Annotated in this window: 14 protein-coding genes and 1 pseudogene; 14 read left to right on the forward strand and 1 reads right to left on the reverse strand. The window is 45.8% G+C overall.

What is annotated here, in order from left to right; translation table 11 throughout:
* From LUQ50_RS09840 to LUQ50_RS09900, 13 genes are all read left to right on the forward strand, one after another.
* On the forward strand, positions 1 to 849 hold an 849-nt coding region (locus LUQ50_RS09840; RefSeq protein WP_300039658.1), incomplete at its 5' end, for a PAS domain-containing protein.
* 68 nt (positions 850 to 917) lie between these two features.
* On the forward strand, positions 918 to 1670 hold the full coding sequence (locus LUQ50_RS09845) for an ABC transporter substrate-binding protein (RefSeq protein WP_300039660.1): 753 nt from the start codon (positions 918 to 920) through the stop codon (positions 1668 to 1670).
* A gap of 370 nt (positions 1671 to 2040) precedes the next feature.
* Complete coding sequence (locus tag LUQ50_RS09850; protein WP_300039662.1) at positions 2041 to 2211, forward strand: hypothetical protein; 171 nt, start codon at positions 2041 to 2043, stop codon at positions 2209 to 2211.
* 5 nt (positions 2212 to 2216) lie between these two features.
* Positions 2217 to 3083 carry a HAMP domain-containing protein gene (locus LUQ50_RS09855; protein WP_300039663.1) on the forward strand — a complete coding sequence of 289 codons (867 nt, stop codon included), beginning with the start codon at positions 2217 to 2219 and terminating at the stop codon, positions 3081 to 3083.
* A gap of 434 nt (positions 3084 to 3517) precedes the next feature.
* Positions 3518 to 3874, forward strand: a complete 357-nt coding sequence (locus LUQ50_RS09860; protein ID WP_300039664.1) for a hypothetical protein — start codon at positions 3518 to 3520, stop codon at positions 3872 to 3874.
* Positions 3875 to 3886: 12 nt separating this feature from the next.
* Positions 3887 to 4417: a hypothetical protein gene (locus tag LUQ50_RS09865; protein ID WP_300039665.1), complete on the forward strand. Its 531-nt coding sequence runs from the start codon at positions 3887 to 3889 to the stop codon at positions 4415 to 4417.
* Between the two features lie 196 nt (positions 4418 to 4613).
* On the forward strand, positions 4614 to 5072 hold the full coding sequence (locus tag LUQ50_RS09870) for a PadR family transcriptional regulator (RefSeq protein WP_300039666.1): 459 nt from the start codon (positions 4614 to 4616) through the stop codon (positions 5070 to 5072).
* Positions 5073 to 5210: 138 nt separating this feature from the next.
* Positions 5211 to 6197, forward strand: a complete 987-nt coding sequence (locus LUQ50_RS09875; RefSeq protein WP_300039667.1) for an ATP-binding cassette domain-containing protein — start codon at positions 5211 to 5213, stop codon at positions 6195 to 6197.
* Complete coding sequence (locus LUQ50_RS09880) at positions 6198 to 6947, forward strand: ABC transporter permease (RefSeq protein WP_300039668.1); 750 nt, start codon at positions 6198 to 6200, stop codon at positions 6945 to 6947.
* Between the two features lie 416 nt (positions 6948 to 7363).
* The gene (locus tag LUQ50_RS09885) at positions 7364 to 8107 is read left to right on the forward strand and encodes a class I SAM-dependent methyltransferase (RefSeq protein ID WP_300039669.1); all 744 of its coding nucleotides are present in this window, start codon (positions 7364 to 7366) and stop codon (positions 8105 to 8107) included.
* 428 nt (positions 8108 to 8535) lie between these two features.
* Positions 8536 to 11076 (forward strand): PKD domain-containing protein, encoded by a 2541-nt coding sequence (locus LUQ50_RS09890; protein ID WP_300039670.1) that lies wholly within the window; start codon positions 8536 to 8538, stop codon positions 11074 to 11076.
* A 135-nt stretch (positions 11077 to 11211) separates the two neighbouring features.
* Complete coding sequence (locus LUQ50_RS09895) at positions 11212 to 13722, forward strand: PKD domain-containing protein (RefSeq protein ID WP_300039671.1); 2511 nt, start codon at positions 11212 to 11214, stop codon at positions 13720 to 13722.
* A gap of 132 nt (positions 13723 to 13854) precedes the next feature.
* Entirely contained in the window at positions 13855 to 16362 is a 2508-nt protein-coding gene (locus LUQ50_RS09900; RefSeq protein ID WP_300039672.1) for a PKD domain-containing protein, read from the forward strand.
* A 37-nt stretch (positions 16363 to 16399) separates the two neighbouring features.
* Here the strand turns inward: LUQ50_RS09900 and rsgA are convergent, their stop codons facing one another.
* Positions 16400 to 17527, reverse strand: coding sequence for a ribosome small subunit-dependent GTPase A (rsgA, locus tag LUQ50_RS09905; protein ID WP_300039673.1), 1128 nt, complete (start codon positions 17525 to 17527; stop codon positions 16400 to 16402).
* Positions 17528 to 17802: 275 nt separating this feature from the next.
* On the opposite strand from rsgA, the pseudogene LUQ50_RS09910 reads away from it, so the two are divergent.
* A pseudogene (locus LUQ50_RS09910) lies at positions 17803 to 19082 on the forward strand (hypothetical protein); the annotation flags it as partial.

Genomic DNA, 19082 nt, shown 5'->3' on the forward strand with positions numbered 1-19082 from the left:
ACCGTCATCAGGGATGTCAGTGACCAAAGAAAGGCAGAGGAGAAGATACGACGGAGCGAAGAACTTTATCGCCTTCTTGCTGATAACACTCAGGATGTTATCTGGATTTTTGATATCAATACCCAGAAGTTAACATATATCAGCCCTTCGATAGAGCGTCTCCTGGGAGTATCTCCAGAACTGGTTCTTATACAACCAGTGACCGAATTAATGACTCTGGAATCGTATCTCGAGATCACCCGGAATTATCTCTACTATCTCAAAGACTATCGGGACGGAAAAAAACCTGCGTATTATGAATCAAGGATTGATCTGATACGGCCTGATTCCACGATAGTTCCGATGCATACCGTGATCACCGGGATCCGGGATCAGGAAGGATCTATAACCCAGTTGCTCGGAGCCTCCAGAGATATCTCCTCTCATCTTCAATTCGCTAAAAAGATTGAACGAAATAAGCAACAATATCGGAGATTAGCCGAATCCATTCGGGATGTAGTATGGATCATCGATCCGATCTCCCATCAGCCCAGGTACATCAGTCCTTCGGTTACCACATTACTGGGATGGACTCCGGAAGAGTTGCAGGGTAAAGGTATTGAAAAGATTATCTCTCAGGATAGGGTACTAGATCTCATATCTGTCTGTGAGACACGATATCATCACTTTCTGCAGACTAAAAATCAGCCGGTGTATTACTCAGATGAACTCCAGGTTGTAACCAGATCAGGAAGTGTTATCTGGACTGATATCTGCTCTTATTTTTCAGAAAATGAAGAGACAGGAAAAATTGAGTTGATTGGTATTTCACGTGATATTACTGACAAGAAAGTAAATAACAATAGGTGAATCCAGACAATAGATGTTCACTTCTCACTATTCCTATTACGGTATAAAGGCGTAGTTATTAGGGTCCTATGAAAACTGAATCATTCAACCTTTCGATAACTTCTCTCACATTTCTCGTATGCCTTGCAATTACGGGATTATTATCAGCTTCTCTACCAGTGGGTGCAGATCAGCCGGAGACACGTTCAGATCCCATCACTGTATATACGGAAAGCAACCCCCCCTTCTCATATATAAATCAGACCGGAGAGATCAACGGGAGTATGGTTCTCCTCGTTCAACACCTGGCAGACAGAACCCAGACAAAGTATACCCTGGATCTTCGAGACTGGTCATCAGCATATGAGAATGTATTGTCAACCCCCAATACAGCCATCTTCCCTATTGTTCAGACATCAAACCGCACCCCTCTGTTTAAATGGGTAGGGCCGGTTGATCAGATGGAATATGCATTTTACTGCCGTTCTTCTGAAGTGATGAATGTCAGTTCACTGGAGGATATCTCTGGTGCAGGGATAATCGCGGTGCCAAAGGAGACAGCCCGGCATCATATGCTGAAGGATGCAAACATCACCAACCTATTGCCAGTATCAACCGATGCCGAGGCGATAGATGCAGTTCTCCATGGAAAGGCTGACATATGGCTTGGAACGCGGAACATGTACAACGATGGTCGGGAAGCGTTTGGAGCAGATCTGAATCAACTTATGTTGATAAATTCCTGGAAGAGTGTGCCCCTGTATATCGCATTTTATAAGGACACCCCGGATTCCCTGATTGAACGCTGGCAGCAGGAGTTCGATGATCTCAATCGCGTTTAAAACGAGTAGATAATAAGGCAATATGAGAGTTTCCTCTCGATCTCCAACTCTCTTATTAACCATAAAGACCGGGCTGATCTACCGATATCCTCTGGAATAGTTCAGAACACTTCCTGCCCTGATTAGTTGAAAAACCCGGTGAAGGTATCATACCAACCCCGTTGCTCATGATCCGGATCCCTGATAACGCATTATATAGAATGTTATGAATTTATCTCCTTTTTTCCTCATTATTCCGAGACGAACCTTTTATCAGGTGCACCTTCACTACAATATATCATTAGTGTCTGAGTGTGGTGGATATGATACAAATCATTAAGAAAGGACGATCCCGGTCAGGCATGTCACATTCATAAAAAGGTACTGAGTGATGACAAAAAAAGAGAAATGCCAGGAACTGATGGGTAGTATATTCGGGCCTGCTTCAGCGAAACTTGTGTTAACAATGAGTGAAGACAATTGCGTGGAGAGATGCCGGGAAAAAGTTGCTGCATTCTTTGGTGAAGAGAAAGCGAAAGAATTCGATTCAATTAGGGGGTGAATCAGATGAAAATTGGAGGGAAATTAATTACCGGATTTATTCTGGTTACCCTGATTATGGGGATCTTTGGCATTATTTTATTCACCAATGTCTCAACCGTAATCTCTCAAAATGAGGATGAGATCAGCAGGATCAGTGAGGTAACTACCGCTGCTCTGAGTTTCTCTGAAGAAAACTATCATACCCAGTTGGAAATGTGGGAGTATGCCTATCAGCCTACCGAAAAAAGGCTTGATGCATTTTATGGACATAAGAAAACCTGGGATCAACAATTTGAGAAACTGATCGCTGCGACCCGGAATGTCAGATTAAGTGCTGAGGATCAGGCAATAATTGACGATTTATCGGTTAACAAGAGTGCAATAGCAAATACCTGGGTTGTAACCATTGAAGCAACCAAATCAGCAGCAACAGGAACGGTTCATGAATCTTCAGGTCTTTATAAGACACTGACATATCCCATGTTTGATCCAAAGACCGTGGATCCCAATGATAAACATGTCAGGGAGACCATGTTCATCGGGGAAGATATTTTTGATGAATCAAAATTTAATAAAAAAGTAGAGGCTTTTGAAAAATCCCAGAGAACGCTCCTGGACCAGAAGATGAAACAATCACAGGACACGATGAATGACCTGAAAAATCTGTATATCATCGGCACTATCATCATGCTCCTGATTTCCATCATTATCGCACTCATCTTCACCAGATATATTGCATCACCAATCATGCAACTCAAAGATGTTGCAGATAAGGTAACATCAGGAAATTTCGATGCTCAACTGCCAGAAGCAACTAATGATGAGATTGGAGAACTTACCGCATCTATTGAGATGCTCATCGTTGGTCTGAAGATGAAACGTGGGCCATAACTACCGATCTTGATTCTAAGAAATTCCTTTTTGTAAAGATATCGCTTGAGCACCTGATTTTCCAATGCGTAATGTCCATTTCTGATGTGATCAACCAAATAAATCGTATCCCGAACGAAACAAGTGGCATTAGATGTATCATTTCAGGAAGGAGAAACGGCCCAATAAATAAATCGAGATTGGGCATTAAGTTTTTCGAAATCGTGACGGAGCATGAGAAAGAAGGATGAATATGAATCCATCATGTTTTAATTGGAGTTCCCGTACGAATTCTTGCTCATGCCGAATGAAAGAATTTTTACTAAATCTCTGTATAGTAATTCATTATCTTGTGATGTTCACTCTGGTGAGAATCAATATGGATAATCCCTTCAACGTTATGAGTAGATTTAATCAAAAGATGCTGTCCGTTGTATCATAATCAGGAAGACATCATGAGTCAGAATCCATCATCAAATGAAAAGATTTCAGATCAGTTCTCATTGCTTGATGAGATACCATATGCGATTCAGATAGTGGAAGATGGTATCTTTGTCTATTGCAATCAGGCTACCCTGAAACTTTTTGATGCAGAAAAAACAGTAAATCACCTTAAAAAACCATATTCAACCATATTTCAAGAAAAACAACCAGATAGAAAGATATCGGCAGATCTACTCAGAAGTCATGTCAGTAAGGCTTTGGCAGGTGAGAAAATCATTGTTGAATGGACTCATCAGACCCTCAAATCCCGCCTTATCACCTGTAAAGTCAGCTTGCATCAGATCCAATTCAGGGTAACCCATGTCTGATGGTAACCGAGTATGGAGATCGAAGGACGTGTTCCAGATCAGATGGGGATGGATAAGGCGAGTGCTTATCTAGAAACATCACTCCGGATGATATCTGACAATTTAGAATCTCTCGCAGATGGGAACACCTCAAATATCCTTCAAATCCCGGCAGGAGATGACGATACCAGGAATATCAGAGAACAATTTATGGGCATCTCAAAATCTCTTGAAAGAGTAAGTGATTCAATACATAATCTGGTTGAGGATACATCACTGCTCTCTGCCTCTGCAATTCAGGGAAAACTCACAATCAGGGGAGATGGTACCAGACACCGAGGTGAATTTCTCCACATTGTTGAGAACATCAATACAGCGTTTGATTCTGTGGTGAACCCTCTTCATATCACAGCTGACTACCTGGGTCGCATCTCAAAGGGTGACATCCCTCCACCAATTTCGGATGAATATTACGGAGAATCCAATGAGGTAAAGACCAATCTCAACCTCTGCATTGAAGCGATCAATTCCCTTGTCTGGGACACGGTCGTTTGTCGTGAGTAGGTGGCACATTCACGCTAAAGGGGTATCATAATTTTTTAGGAACACAGCCTGAAATCATCTCTGTTGATATCAGATCATTGACTGTTAAACCGATGGAAGAATATTTTTTTATATTCCAGGATCCAATATCGCATTGTCGATATCGGATATCGGATATCGTTTCGTCGTGATCAACATGAGAGACAATCGGGAAATAATGAGTTCATTCATGAGGAGGTTTCATCGGATTGGTCATTTAAGGGGATATGGAGGGCTCAAAATTCTGGTGCTCCATCTCCTTAGTGAAGGTCCAAAGAACGGGGCTGAGCTCATGGATGCTATCGATGTAATGAGTCACGGACACTGGAAACCCTCCCCAGGATCTATCTACCCATTACTCAGTAAAGCAGTCGAAGAAAATCTGTTAACAAAAAGGGAAGATCGCAAGTACGAACTTACCGATGCAGGACGAGAGGAGATAAGTATGTTTAATACCGGATGCACAAATCACCCTAACTCTATTGAAGGAATCCTGAGTGAAATAGACAATAATCTGTCATACCTTGAAGATTTGTCAGATGACAAACTGGCACCTCACTCAAGGTTGCTACAAAACATCAGTCAAAAAATTAACAGGATCAATGATACTGTCAAATCAACAGAAAATGAGGCCTGATATCAGGATAATATCACGTTCTGGATCTCTCAATGATTAGGCAGTTCCTGATCATTTTTAGATATCTGTTCGTGTCAAATTAAGTATGCAGGGCCAGATATTCCAATATAATTCTCCCCATACCCACAGGAAAACCGAATGACAACCGCTATTGTGGTACAGGACCTGACAAAAAAATTCAACGAGCTCGTTGCGGTAAATCATATCTCTTTTGAGATACAGCAGGGAGAGATATTTGGCTTCCTTGGCCCGAATGGAGCTGGGAAAACAACTACCCTCTCAATGCTAGCAACCATGCAGCAACCAACCTCAGGTTTTGCAACAGTCCAGGGAAAAGATATCGAAAAGGACCAGGATGGTGTCAGAAAGGCAATTGGTATCGTTTTTCAGGATCAGAGCCTTGATGAGGAACTAACCGCTGCTGAAAACATGGACTTTCATGGACGACTCTACCGGATTCCACCTGAAATACGGAAGCAACGGATAGATGAGCTGCTTCGGTTGGTGGAGTTGCATGAAAGAAAGAATGATATCGTGAAGACATTCTCTGGTGGCATGAGGCGAAGGCTTGAGATTGCCCGGGGCCTACTTCATCATCCGTCCGTTCTGTTCCTCGACGAACCAACGTTGGGTCTTGACCCGCAGACACGGAATCATCTCTGGCAGTACATTGCAACGTTGAGCAAAGAGAAGAATATCTCCATCATTCTAACAACACATTACATGGAAGAGGCAGACCGGCTCTGTGACCGGATTGCAATCATCGACCATGGAACCATCATTGCACTCGATACTCCTGATAACCTGAAAAATGGAATCGGTGGGGACATCATAACGATAACAACCCCCGAGTTTGAAAAGGCCTCAAAGATCCTTACTGAACCCTGGATAAATCGTCTTGAGATCTATAATGACGAGGTCAGAATTAGCCTACAGAATGCAGAGCAGCATATCAGCGAGATCATCACCATCCTGAATAAGCACCAGATTACGATAACATCGGTATCAATTCACAAACCAACTTTGGAGGATGTCTTTCTCTCATACACCGGTAAAAAAATCCGGGAAGAAGAGAGCGACAAGAAAGAGATGATGCGAAGACATCTCCGGATGAGGAGGCACTAAATGGATATCATCTACACGATCTGGCTTCGAAACATGATCCGGTATATGCGATCCAAGAGCCGGATAATCGGAAGCATCAGCATGCCTCTGTTCTTCCTGCTCTTCCTGGGATTTGGTCTTAACTCGGTTGTGAATATCCCCAGACTTGGAGAGAATTATATCCAGTTCCTGATTCCCGGAATGGTAGCAATGAGTGTGCTCTTCACGTCCGTATTTTCCGGGATTCAGATCATCTGGGACAAGCAGTTTGGGTTTTTAAAAGAGACACTTGTTGCCCCGGTAACAAGACTTGAGATCATGCTTGGTCAGACCTTTGGTGGTGCAACAACTGCGGTCATTCAGGGTATTATGATCATGGTCATCTCGCTCTTTGTGGGACTGAAGGTTCAGAGTGTTCTCGGATTTTTGATAGCACTCGGGTTCATGGTGCTTATCGGTATATCCTTTACCGCATTTGGTATTGCAATAGCATCACGAATGGAGGATATGACAGGGTTTCAACTTATCATGAACTTTGTAATATTCCCGATATTTGGCCTTTCAGGAGCATTGTTCCCGATAAGTTCACTTCCATCCTGGCTGTCCCCGGTAACGATGTTTGATCCACTCACATACGGGGTTGAAGGGATCAGATATGGTCTGACCGGTACAAGTCAGATCAGTCCGATAATGAGTCTCCTTGTCATTGGCGGATTCGCCTGTGCCATGACGGTTATCGGAACGTTTCTGTTCAGAAAGATCTCAATCTAATCTGTCATGAAAAACCCGGTCTCTCAGTACCGGGTCAACCATTTTTTGGATCTGGTTCCTGAAGAACTACTGCTGCTTCTCGTAACAACTTTAAAATCTCTTCAATGCACGTATTTCTTGGAATCTTCACATAGATTTTCTTTGTTGGTTTAATTGAATTCCAAGCCAACTTGCTAATTTAGGCTCTTCGCCGTTTCATGTGGGTAAGTTCAGTTTCAATTTACCCTGTCGAAGGTAGATCATAGTCATAAATTTTCATCATTCAGATTTCCCCTGGTACTCGCTTTAAGCGATTGAATCATGGTTACATCCAACACCGTATGGATAATGATAAAACCTCATTCAGATTCAAATCCTCCACATTTCGCTCATTTTTACCAGAAAGGATATAATCTCTTCATTTTAACCCTCTTATAATGGACATTACACTTATCTCAACAATGTTTGAAGGATTACCCAGACAAGGTCCGGGATTAGATGAATCAACGATTCTTGCATGTTCTGCAATTCCCCCTTCTTTCAAAGACGGGAAAATTCTGGACATCGGATGCGGATCCGGCATGCAAACCCTTACTGTGGCTAAGAATTTTCCGCATAGTCAGATTACGGCAACTGATCTTCATCAACCATTTCTCGATGAACTGCGTAAAAGAGCCAAAAATTCTGGTCTTGATGGGAGGATCGTAACTCAACAGGCTTCGATGGATAGCCTCCCTTTTGAAGAAAAGTCATTTGATATCATCTGGGCTGAAGGTTGTTCGTTTATTATGGGAATCCCTGCTGCTCTGAACTATTGGAAAAAATTTGTTAAGCCGGGTGGATATCTGGTGTTCTCTGATCTAACCTGGTTTACTGATACCCCTTCAGATGAATGCAGGGATTTCTTTGCTATGGTAGATCCTAACATACCATCAGAAGCAGGGGCCAAAGAGATTGCCAGATCTGCAGGTTTTAAGGTTATCAATTCATTCAGACTTCCTAAAGAAGGATGGTGGAACTACTTTTATACTCCACTATCTGAACAAATCCCCCGGTTAAAAGAGAAATATGCAACCAATCAGGATGCACTGGGTATCATACAGGGATTTGAACAGGAGATGGAGATTCGTCGGAAATATCCTGACGAATATGGGTATACCTACCTTGTATTACAAAATTAAACCTTGAATGAGTGAATGGACTCCTCAATCTCTATGACACGATATGGCATCTTTGGTGTCACTCCTCTTCCTTTTTTACAAGACACGGTAAGAGAAGATCCTGATTCGGTTAACCAGTTCAGAACGAAATACCGCTTGAGAGCGTGCTTTACCGGTTATCAGAATAACTGAAACGTTATTTTAACGGTTAACACCTGTCAGTTACTGACAGAACACTGGGTATTACTATCAGAAACAGTTGAATGCCCTTAAAATCTGTTTGGTATTATTTTCATGAGACCGAATTTTCCATGATAATCCACGTATTGAGAACCTGACATATATCCTACAAAAATTATAATAGCCTCCGAAAAAGACTAGATACTATTACGGGGAGTTTATCACTCATGATGTGGGGGATTTTTCCGTGAACTGCCAGTGGGAAACCAATGAGAAATATTAACTTTTTTAAGAAGAGAGAATGTACAGCGATAATCAGAAACCTGTATCTTGTGCTGCTGATCGGGTGCATATGTGTTGCAGGATGCGGGTATGCCACTGCAGATACTCTGGGGGTATCAGATAATCCGCCACCAGTCAGGGACCAGGCGACCCAGACAGATCATACAGTCGCCAACTCTTCTATCTTTGATGATTCAGGGCTTATGCCAGGCATCGGGTATCAGGAAGACCTCATGGAGAATGGATATCCTCACTTCAGATCCCGGGGAAGAGAGTTTGTACATACTGACACCAATACCAAAAATGCCACCGGCGGTATTTCAACGGCATCCACACCTGGCGGGAGCGTAACCGGAAGTTCAGGAGTAAATACCACGGATATAGAACTCAACTGGCAGAAATGCCTTGGAGGATCAGACATTGAAGAGCTCATGTTTGTGACAAATACTACTGATGGCGGATACCTGGTCGGAGGATTCACTCAGTCCTTCGATGGAGATATTTCAGGAAATCACGGATCAGCAGATTACTGGATTATAAAACTGGATGCTTCACGAAACGTGGTATGGCAGAAATGTTTCGGAGGATCGGGCTATGAACAGATTGAAACCGCAGTCCAGTCTGCCGACGGCGGATATCTGGCAGTCGGATATACCACATCCAATGATGGAAATGTTACAGGATATCATGGAGAAGAAGATATCTGGGCAGTAAAACTTGATGCATCCGGAAACATCGCATGGCAGAAATGTCTCGGAGGATCATATGATGAAGAGCCTTATTCATTGATCCAGACATCGGACGGAGGATACCTGGTGGGTGGAAACACACGCTCCAATGACGGCGATGTTACAGGAAATCATGGGAGCAATGACATCTGGGTAGTAAAACTTGATGGTTCAGGAAACATCACATGGCAGAGATGTCTTGGAGGATCAAGTTCTGATATTTCACGTAAGATAACTCATACCTCTGATGGAGGATACGTGGTTGCAGGGAGTACATACTCTGAGGATGGCAATGTAACCGGAAACCATGGAGACCGCGACATCTGGATAGTAAAACTTGATGGTTCAGGAAACATCACATGGCAGAAATGTCTCGGAGGATCAGATTACGAATTCGGGTATTCGGTCATTCAGGCCCCTGACGGAGGATACCTCGTCAGAGGAATTACATACTCCAATGACGGCAATGTGACCGGAAACCATGGAGAAGCTGATATCTGGATCCTGAACCTTGATACTTCAGGAGATCTGGTATGGCAGAAATGTCTCGGAGGATCAGAGTTTGACTTTTCCATTTCTGATATTCTGACCCCGTCCGGGGAATACCTGGTGAACGGATATACCACTTCTACTGATGGTGATGTTACAGGAAACCATGGCGAATCTGATATCTGGATCGTAAACCTTGACACTTCAGGGAATATAAACTGGCAGAACTGCCTCGGCGGGTTATATTACGAAGATCCCTCTGCACTGATCCAGTCTGTCGATGGAGGATACCTGGCAAGCGGAAGTACTTACTCCAATGACAAATATGTGACTGGAAACCACGGAGGAACTGATATGTGGGCGGTAAAACTTGATGGTTCAGGAAACATCACATGGCAGAGATGTCTCGGAGGATCAGGGTATGAGTATCCCATTTCAGTTATACAGACCACTGATGGCAAGTATCTGGTGAACGGAATTACCTTGTCTGGTGATGGAGATGTTGCAGGAAATCATGGAGCATCAGATATCTGGATGACTCTCCTGGGTGCAAGTCATCCAGTCAATGCAACTGCCGATTCATGGACAGTCGCCTATCCCCCTGGTACAACATCATACGCTGAAGGAACAAACGCAACCTATCTGGCTCTGGCAAAACCAGGTGCGGATCTCGTGAACGTCTCTGTTGATGGCGAACAGGTAGGTCAGGTGAGCAACTGGACGTTCTCGGTGATAGCCGCGAATCATACCTTTGCAACGACAGGACAGCCGACTCCCGGTCAGGTCCATGCATACTTCACCCAGAACACGACCTGGGGAGCCGTTCCCCTGACCGTTCAGTTCACCAACCAGTCGCTTGGAGATCCGACTGCATTCTCATGGAGTTTCGGTGACGGTCAGAGTTCGACAGAACAGAATCCGGTTCATACCTATATGACCCCGGGAACCTATTCGGTCACGCTCAGGGCAACCAACGCCGTAACCGGAGGGATTGCCACACTGTCCAATGCCGTAACCGCAACTGACGGGGTTGTTCCTTCACCAACCCCGACACCGGTACCGGGTGAGATCACCGCAGCATTTTCAGCTGACCGGACATCAGGTGTTGCTCCGGTGCAGGTATCGTTCCTCGATCAGTCAACCGGGAATCCGACATCATGGCTCTGGAACCTCGGGGATGGAACCATCTCAACAGCACGGAACGTGACTCATATCTATGCAACGAAGGGAACCTACTCAGTCAGCCTTATCGCTCAGAACAGTCTCAGTTCAGGCAGCATCGAAAAAAGCGGGTACATAACAGTCACGTGATCGGCTCAACTGCCCCTCCCCCTCTGTTTTTCCGATTATATAAGATAGATAGTATAATACTCTCTCAATAAGAAGTAGATACTAGAGCGGGGGAGTCAGGGGAGTCTTTCCGTGACATGGCAAATCGGGAGAACTATGAAACATTCAGCTTTTTTTGAGAAGAAGAAGGCGAGCACACCGATACACAGTAATCTGTATCTCGTGCTGCTGTTCGGGTGTATATGTGTTGCAGGATGTGGGTATGCCACTGCAGAAATCCAGGGAGTTTCTGATAATTCAACATCCATCAGGGAGACAATTGCGAACGATTCCATCTTTGATTATCCCGGGCTTATGCCAGACATCGGGTATCCTGAAGATCTACTGATGAATCCGTACCCGCATATCAGATCTCATGAACGTGAGTCTGCACATAATGCCACCAGTGTTTCTTCATCGGTATCCACGCCGAAAAAGGTGAGCGAAATCGGAAGTTCTGAAAAAAACGCCACGGATCTGCAACTGATCTGGCAGAAGTGCCTTGGAGGTTCATCATATGATATGTCTATCCAAATGATCCAGACATCTGATGGTGGGTACCTCATGGGAGGGTATACGTACTCCAATGACGGAGATGTCTCCGGATTTCATGGATGGATGGATCTTTGGATTGTAAAACTTGATTCGTCCAGAAATATGGTTTGGCAGCGGTGTCTGGGAGGATCTGATGATGATTATACCTCCTCGATTATCCAGACTACCGATGGAGGATATCTGGTGAACGGATACATCAGTTCTACGAACGGGGATGTTTCAGGGAATCATGGAGGTTATGATATCTGGGAAGTGAAACTGGACTCGGCAGGAAACATTACATGGCAGAAATGTCTTGGAGGATCAAGGTTTGAACATGCCCTGTCGGCGATCCAGACCACCGACGGAGGATATCTGGTGAACGGATACACCAGTTCTACGAACGGAGATGTTTCAGGGAATCATGGAGGTTATGATATCTGGGAAGTGAAACTGGACTCGGCAGGAAACATTACATGGCAGAAGTGCCTCGGGGGAACCAATAATGAATATCCCTATTCAGTGATCCAGACCACCGACGGAGGATATCTGGTGAACGGATATACCTACTCAAACGATGGGAATGTAACAGGAAATCATGGAAACTGGGATATGTGGGAAGTAAAACTGGATTCATCAGGAGATATAACCTGGCAGAAATGCCTTGGGGGAACATCATTTGAATATCCCTATTCAGTGATCCAGACCACTGATGGAGGATATCTGGTGAACGGATGTACCGCCTCAAACGATGGGAATGTTTCAGGGAATCATGGAGAAGAAGATATCTGGGAAGTAAAACTTGACTCGGCAGGAGATATGACCTGGCAGAAATGCCTTGGAGGAACCAGTTCTGAGCGTGCCCCGTCGGTGATCCAGACAACCGATAGGGGATATCTGGTTAATGGATTTACCGAATCGGATGATGCCAATGTGACTGGAAACCATGGATCCGGTGACATTTGGGCTGTTAAACTTGACTCGGCAGGAGATATGACCTGGCAGAAATGTCTTGGGGGAACTGATTACGAATTTCCGAAAAATGTTTTCCAGACTTCTGATGGTGGGTATCTCATGGGAGGGATTACGTACTCCAATGATGGAGATGTGGCCGGAAGCCATGGATACGCTGACATATGGGCTGTAAAACTAAACTCCTCTGGAGATATGATCTGGCAGAAGTGCCTTGGAGGATCATCATTTGAAGAACCAAATGCGGGGATGATTCAGACCGCTGATGGGAGATATCTGTTCGGTGGGTTCACAGATTCATCAGATGATAATGTTGCAGGATATCATGGCGGCGTTGACATCTGGATGGCACTCCTTGGTGCAAGCCATCCGGTCAATGCAACTGCCGATTCATGGACAGTCGCCTATCCTCTAGGCATTACGTCATATGCTGAAGGCACAAACGCAACTTACCTCGCACAGGCAAAACCAGGTGCCGATCTCGTGAACGTCACTGTCGATGACGAACCGGTCGGTCCGGTGAGCAACTGGACGTTCTCGGTTATCGCTTCCAACCATACCTTTACAACAACAGGACAGCCGACTCCCGGTCAGGTTCAGGCATTCTTCACCCAGAACACGACTTGGGGAGCAGTTCCTCTGACCGTTCAGTTCACCAACCAGTCGCTTGGAGATCCGACTGCATTCTCATGGAATTTCGGTGACGGCCAGAGTTCGACAGAACAGAATCCGGTTCATACCTATATGACCCCGGGAACCTATTCAGTCACGCTTAGGGCAACAAACACCTGGACCGGAGGGATTGCCACACTATCCAATGCCGTAACCGCAACTGACGGCGTTGTTCCCTCACCAACCCAGACACCGGTACCGGGTGAGATCACCGCAGCATTTTCAGCTGACCGGACATCAGGTGCTGCTCCGGTGCAGGTCTCGTTCCTCGACCAGTCAACCGGGAATCCGACATCATGGCTCTGGAACCTCGGGGATGGAACCATCGCTGCTTCGCCGAATGTAACCCATATCTATGCCACGAAGGGAACCTATTCAGTCAGCATTACCGCTCAGAACAGTCTCAGTTCAGGCAGTACCAAAAAAAGCGGATACATAACGGTTACCTGATCTATCCTTATTTTTTTGCTGACAATTACATAAAACAGAAAATATAATTATTGATTAATGTAATTGGGTATATGGGTAACGGGAGTATCTTCCATAATTACGATACGCCCGTGATGTGCAAAAAATGGGGGAATGATGACGAGATCAGATCTATCGAGACCAGGGGGATTTTTCGCCAGGAGTGCCATTATCTATCTGCTGCTCCTCTGCTTTGTTGTCACCGTTACGACGGTGGGATATGGAGTCGCAGACGATGGAGTTGCATCAGACACTATCACCGGGAACAGGGTGTATGGCGATGCAAATGATTCGTATCAGGACTCCAGGGTGCCGGGAAGCATCGAACCAGTGGAACGTCTCAAAGAAGAATATCCGTTTTTCAGAGATGATACCGGTCTTAATACCATAACCGGCAACGCTTCTTCACTTGTGCCTGTAGGTGAACCGGAAGGTGAATCCACTGGTTCGGGAGGAAATGATGCTGATATCCAACTCACCGGGCAGAAATGCTTTGGTGGAACGCAAAATGACTGGCCTGTATCTGTTATCAACACTACCGACGGAGGATTCCTGGTAGGAGGACAGGCCGAATCAGATGACGGAGACGTCTCCGGACGCCATGGCATATGGATGGATGATATCTGGGTTGTGAAACTTGATGCTGCCAGAAACCTGGAGTGGCAGAAATGTCTGGGAGGAACTGATGAAGATTCAATCGACTCTGTCATCCAGACCACCGATGGGGGATACCTGGTAGGAGGGCAGACCTACTCAGAAGATGGAGACGTCTCCGGATATCAGGGGGGATCAGATATCTGGGTAGTGAAACTTGATGCTGCAGGAAACATCACATGGCAGAAATGCCTCGGAGGATCCAGATCTGAATCTCCCTGTTCAATCGTCCAAACCACAGACGGTGGGTATCTCGTAGGAGGGCAGACCTACTCAATTGATGGCAATGTGACCGGAAATCATGGTAACTCTGATCTCTGGGCAGTGAAACTTGATACTACAGGAAACATCACATGGCAGACCTGTCTGGGTGGTTTGAGAAATGAAGAGGCATATTCCCTCTTACAGACTTCAGATGGGGGGTATCTTTTTAACGGTAATACCTATTCCACTGATAGTAATGTAACCGGAAATCATGGAGAAACAGATATCTGGGTCGTAAAACTGGACTCGGTAGGAAATATGACATGGCAGACCTGTCTGGGAGGCTCAGATTATGACATTTCCGACTCAGTCATTCAGACCACCGACGGGGGCTATCTCGTTAACGGATATACCTACTCCACTGATGGTAATGTAACCGGAAACCATGGAGAAACAGATATCTGGGCAGTGAAGCTGGACTCGGCAGGAAATATGACATGGCAGACCTGTCTGGGAGGGTTAGCTGGTGAATGGCCATATTCACTAATCCAGACCACTGACGGTGGCTATCTCGTTAATGGATATACCGAGTCAGATGATGCAAATGTAACCGGAAACCATGGAGGGCGTGATATATGGGTTGTAAATCTTGATGCTTCCGGAACCCTGGTCTGGCAGAAATGTCTGGGAGGGACTAATGACGATTATCCACGCTCAATTCTCCAGACCACAGATGGCGGGTTCCTGCTCAGGGCAATGACCTACTCAGACGATGGAGATGTATCAGGACTCCATGGACAGATGGATTACTGGGTAGTGAAACTTGATGCTGCCAGAAATCTGGTATGGCAGCGATGTCTGGGGGGATCAAGTTACGAATGGCCTGAGTTCATGGTGCAGACACCGGATGGAAATTACGTGGTCTGCGGATCGACGGATTCTGATGACGGTGATGTTGTCGGAAACCATGGCTCTTATGATGTCTGGATGGTTCTCCTGACCGCAGAGTATCCGGTTACTGCCACTGCCGATTCATGGACAATCTCCTATCCCTCGGGCACCACGTCATACATCGAGAAGAGTAACGCAACGTACCTGGCACAGGCAAAGCCGGGTGCTGATCTCGTGAACGTATCGGTTGATCATGTGCTCGTGGGTCCGGTGAGTAACTGGACGTTCTCTACGATCACCAGTAATCATACCTTTGCAACGACAGGACAGCCGACTCCTGGTCAGGTCCATGCATTCTTTACCATGAACACGACCTGGGGAGCAGTTCCCCTGACCGTTCAGTTCACCAACCAGTCGCTTGGAAATCCGACTGTATTTGTATGGGATTTCGGTGACGGAGGAAGTTCGACCGAGCAGGACCCGGTCCACACCTACACAGTCCCGGGAAGATACCCGGTTACGCTCCGGGCAACCAACGACTGGACCGGAGGAATTGCCACCCAGACCAATGCCGTGACTGCAACTGACGGGGTTGTTCCCTCACCTACCCCGACACCGGTTCCGGGTGAGATTACCGCAGCATTTTCAGCAGATCAGACATCAGGTGCTGCTCCGATGCAGGTATCGTTCCTCGATCAGTCAACAGGAAGCCCGACATCATGGCTCTGGAGCCTCGGAGATGGAACCATCGCTGCTTCGCAGAATGTAACCCATATCTATGCAGCGAAGGGAACGTATTCGGTCACCCTGACTGCTCAGAACAGTGTCAGTTCAGGCAGTATTGAGAAAAACGGGTTTATAACCGTCACCTGACAGACCCTCTTTTTCCGGACCCTCGGAATCCCGTCGGTTACCACTCAACAAGCCCGCCTGCATCTGAACTGGCTTTCTTTCCAAGTTTCTTTTTCTCCCGGTATTCCTTTGCAAGAATACTGATCCCCATAAATTTCTGTTTTTCAAGTCGTTTCAGACCGATTTCTGCCTTATTCTTCTCAAATGCAGCCTCTTTCACCAGCTTCCGGTACCGTAAAAACCGCTCTGAAGAGAGTGACCCATCTGCTATCGCTTTCTGGATAGCACATCCTGGCTCATGCTGATGAGTGCAGTCCGAAAACTTACACCGGGAGGCAAAATAATTCACATCAGTAAATAGTTCATCAATCTGTTTTCCTGCAGTCCAGATCCTGATCTCCCGCAGTCCGGGAGTGTCGATGAGAATTGCACCGTCAGGAAGCACAACCAGGTGCCTGACCGTGGTCGTATGTCTTCCTCTTCCGTCATCCTCCCTGATATCGCCGGTTTTTTGAAGAGACATACCAATAAGAGCGTTATTCAGCGTGGATTTTCCAACTCCGGAAGAACCTAAAAAGATCACCGTCTCTCCAGGAGTCAGATACGGTGAGAGCTGGTCAATCCCTGTCTGTTGCAGGGCACTGAGAGCAATAACCACAACATCACCGAATTCTGATTGAATCTCATTGATCTTCCCTGATATCTCGTCATATGTATCAGCCTTATTCAGGATGATAACAGGTCTTGCTCCCGAATCCCGGGTAATGAGCAGATAGCGTTCCAGCCTGGGGATACTGAAGTCATGGCACGGTTCAGTAACTATGAAGACCGTGTCGATATTTGCCGCAAGCACCTGTTCTCCTTCAGATTCTCCGGCACCACCACGGGAGAGAGATGTTTTCCTGGGAAGGATAGCGACAATCATTTCTGTTGCCTGCTCCGGCTGAAACAGAACCACGACAAAGTCTCCTACAACCGGAAACTCTTTTTTTGTCCTGAGTGCTCCGGATATGGGAACCGTCAGCGGGCCTTTTCCGGTCAGTACCTCATACCGGGTTTTATGGGCAGCACATACCCGGCCAGGAAGGTACGGCCCCTGGAATTTCGTAAAAAGTTCTTCCCAATCATCATTCCATCCAATATGCGTTAAGAATGAGTCATGATTGTGTTGAAAAAGAGGTGTCATACAAGTGGTTCACTAACCTATTATAACTGATTTCCTGTCATCTCATGGATGGGGTGAATGCAAATATCCTGCGTACCGGTTCCTGATGCAGAATCTGAACGGTACGGTATTAAAAAAGCGGATACATAACCGTCACCTGATAGGTTTTTCCCCTTTTATCCGATTCAAATAATATCAGATAGATAATATAATGCTCTTCCAATAAGAAGTAGATATGATAACAGAGAGGTACCCCGGGGGGGATCTTTCATTACCTTGACAGATGAGGGGGATTCATGAATATTTCAGTATTTTTCGAAAATACGAGAGAGAATACAACCATACGCAGCAGGCTGTATCTCCTGCTGCTGATTGGGTGTATGTGTGTTGCGGGATGCGGGTACGCCACAGCAGATACCAATGAATCAGCTGATACTACGCTGACAGTCAGGGACCAGATAACTGCGAACGACTCTATCTCTGACGAATCCTGGATTATGCCAGGGATCGGCCATCAGGACGATCTGCTGATGGATCCTTATCCGCATATCAGGTCTCATGAACGTGAGTCTGCACATAACGCCACCGATGTCAAAAATGCCACCAGCGTTTCTTCAGCGGTATCCACCCGGGCAGCCGGAAGTGAAACCGGAAGCTCCGGAGTAAATACCACGGATCTAGAGCTCACCTGGCAGAGGTGCGTTGGCGGGTCAGAGGATGAAGAGTCCTATGCAATGATCCAGACATCAGACGGGGGATACCTGATGGGTGGATACTCATACTCCAATGATGGAGATGTTTCAGGAAATCACGGATCGGCAGATTACTGGATCGCAAAATTTGATGCATCAAAAAACCTACAATGGCAGAAATGTCTCGGAGGAACAGGTTTTGAGGTTATCAGTTCAATTATCCAGACCACCGATGGAGGATACCTGGCAGGAGGGCATAGTTTTTCCAATGATGGCAACGTAACCGGGAACCATGGGAAATCTGATATCTGGATTGTGAAACTTGATGCTTCCGGAAACATCACATGGCAGAAATGCTTCGGGGGATCAGAGTATGAGTTAATCTATTCAGTCATCCAGATGAGCGATGGGGGATACCTGATCGGAGGAGCTACTGACTCAGATGATGGTGATGTGTCAGGGCATCATGGGAGCCGCGACATCTGGGTAGTGAAACTTGATACATCAGGGAATCTGGTATGGCAGAAATGTCTCGGAGGATCCTTGCATGACGTTTCATATACGACAATCCAGACCACAGACGGAGGATTCCTGGTCTATGGGAAGACATACTCAGATGATGGCAATGTAACCGGATATCATGGAGGCTTAGATATCTGGGTAGTGAAACTGGACTCGGCAGGAACCCTTGTCTGGCAAAACTGCCTTGGGGGATCAGGGCTTGATTATCCCTATTCAGTCATTCAGACTACTGACGGAGGATACCTGGTGAACGGATGTTCCACTTCTAATGATGGTAATGTAACCGGAAACCATGGAAACTCGGATATCTGGGCTTTGAAACTTGATACATCAGGGAATCTGGTATGGCAGAAATATCTCGG

Origin of the sequence: Methanospirillum sp., from assembly GCF_028679455.1 — an archaeon.
In the GTDB taxonomy this organism is placed as follows: Archaea; Halobacteriota; Methanomicrobia; order Methanomicrobiales; family Methanospirillaceae; genus Methanospirillum.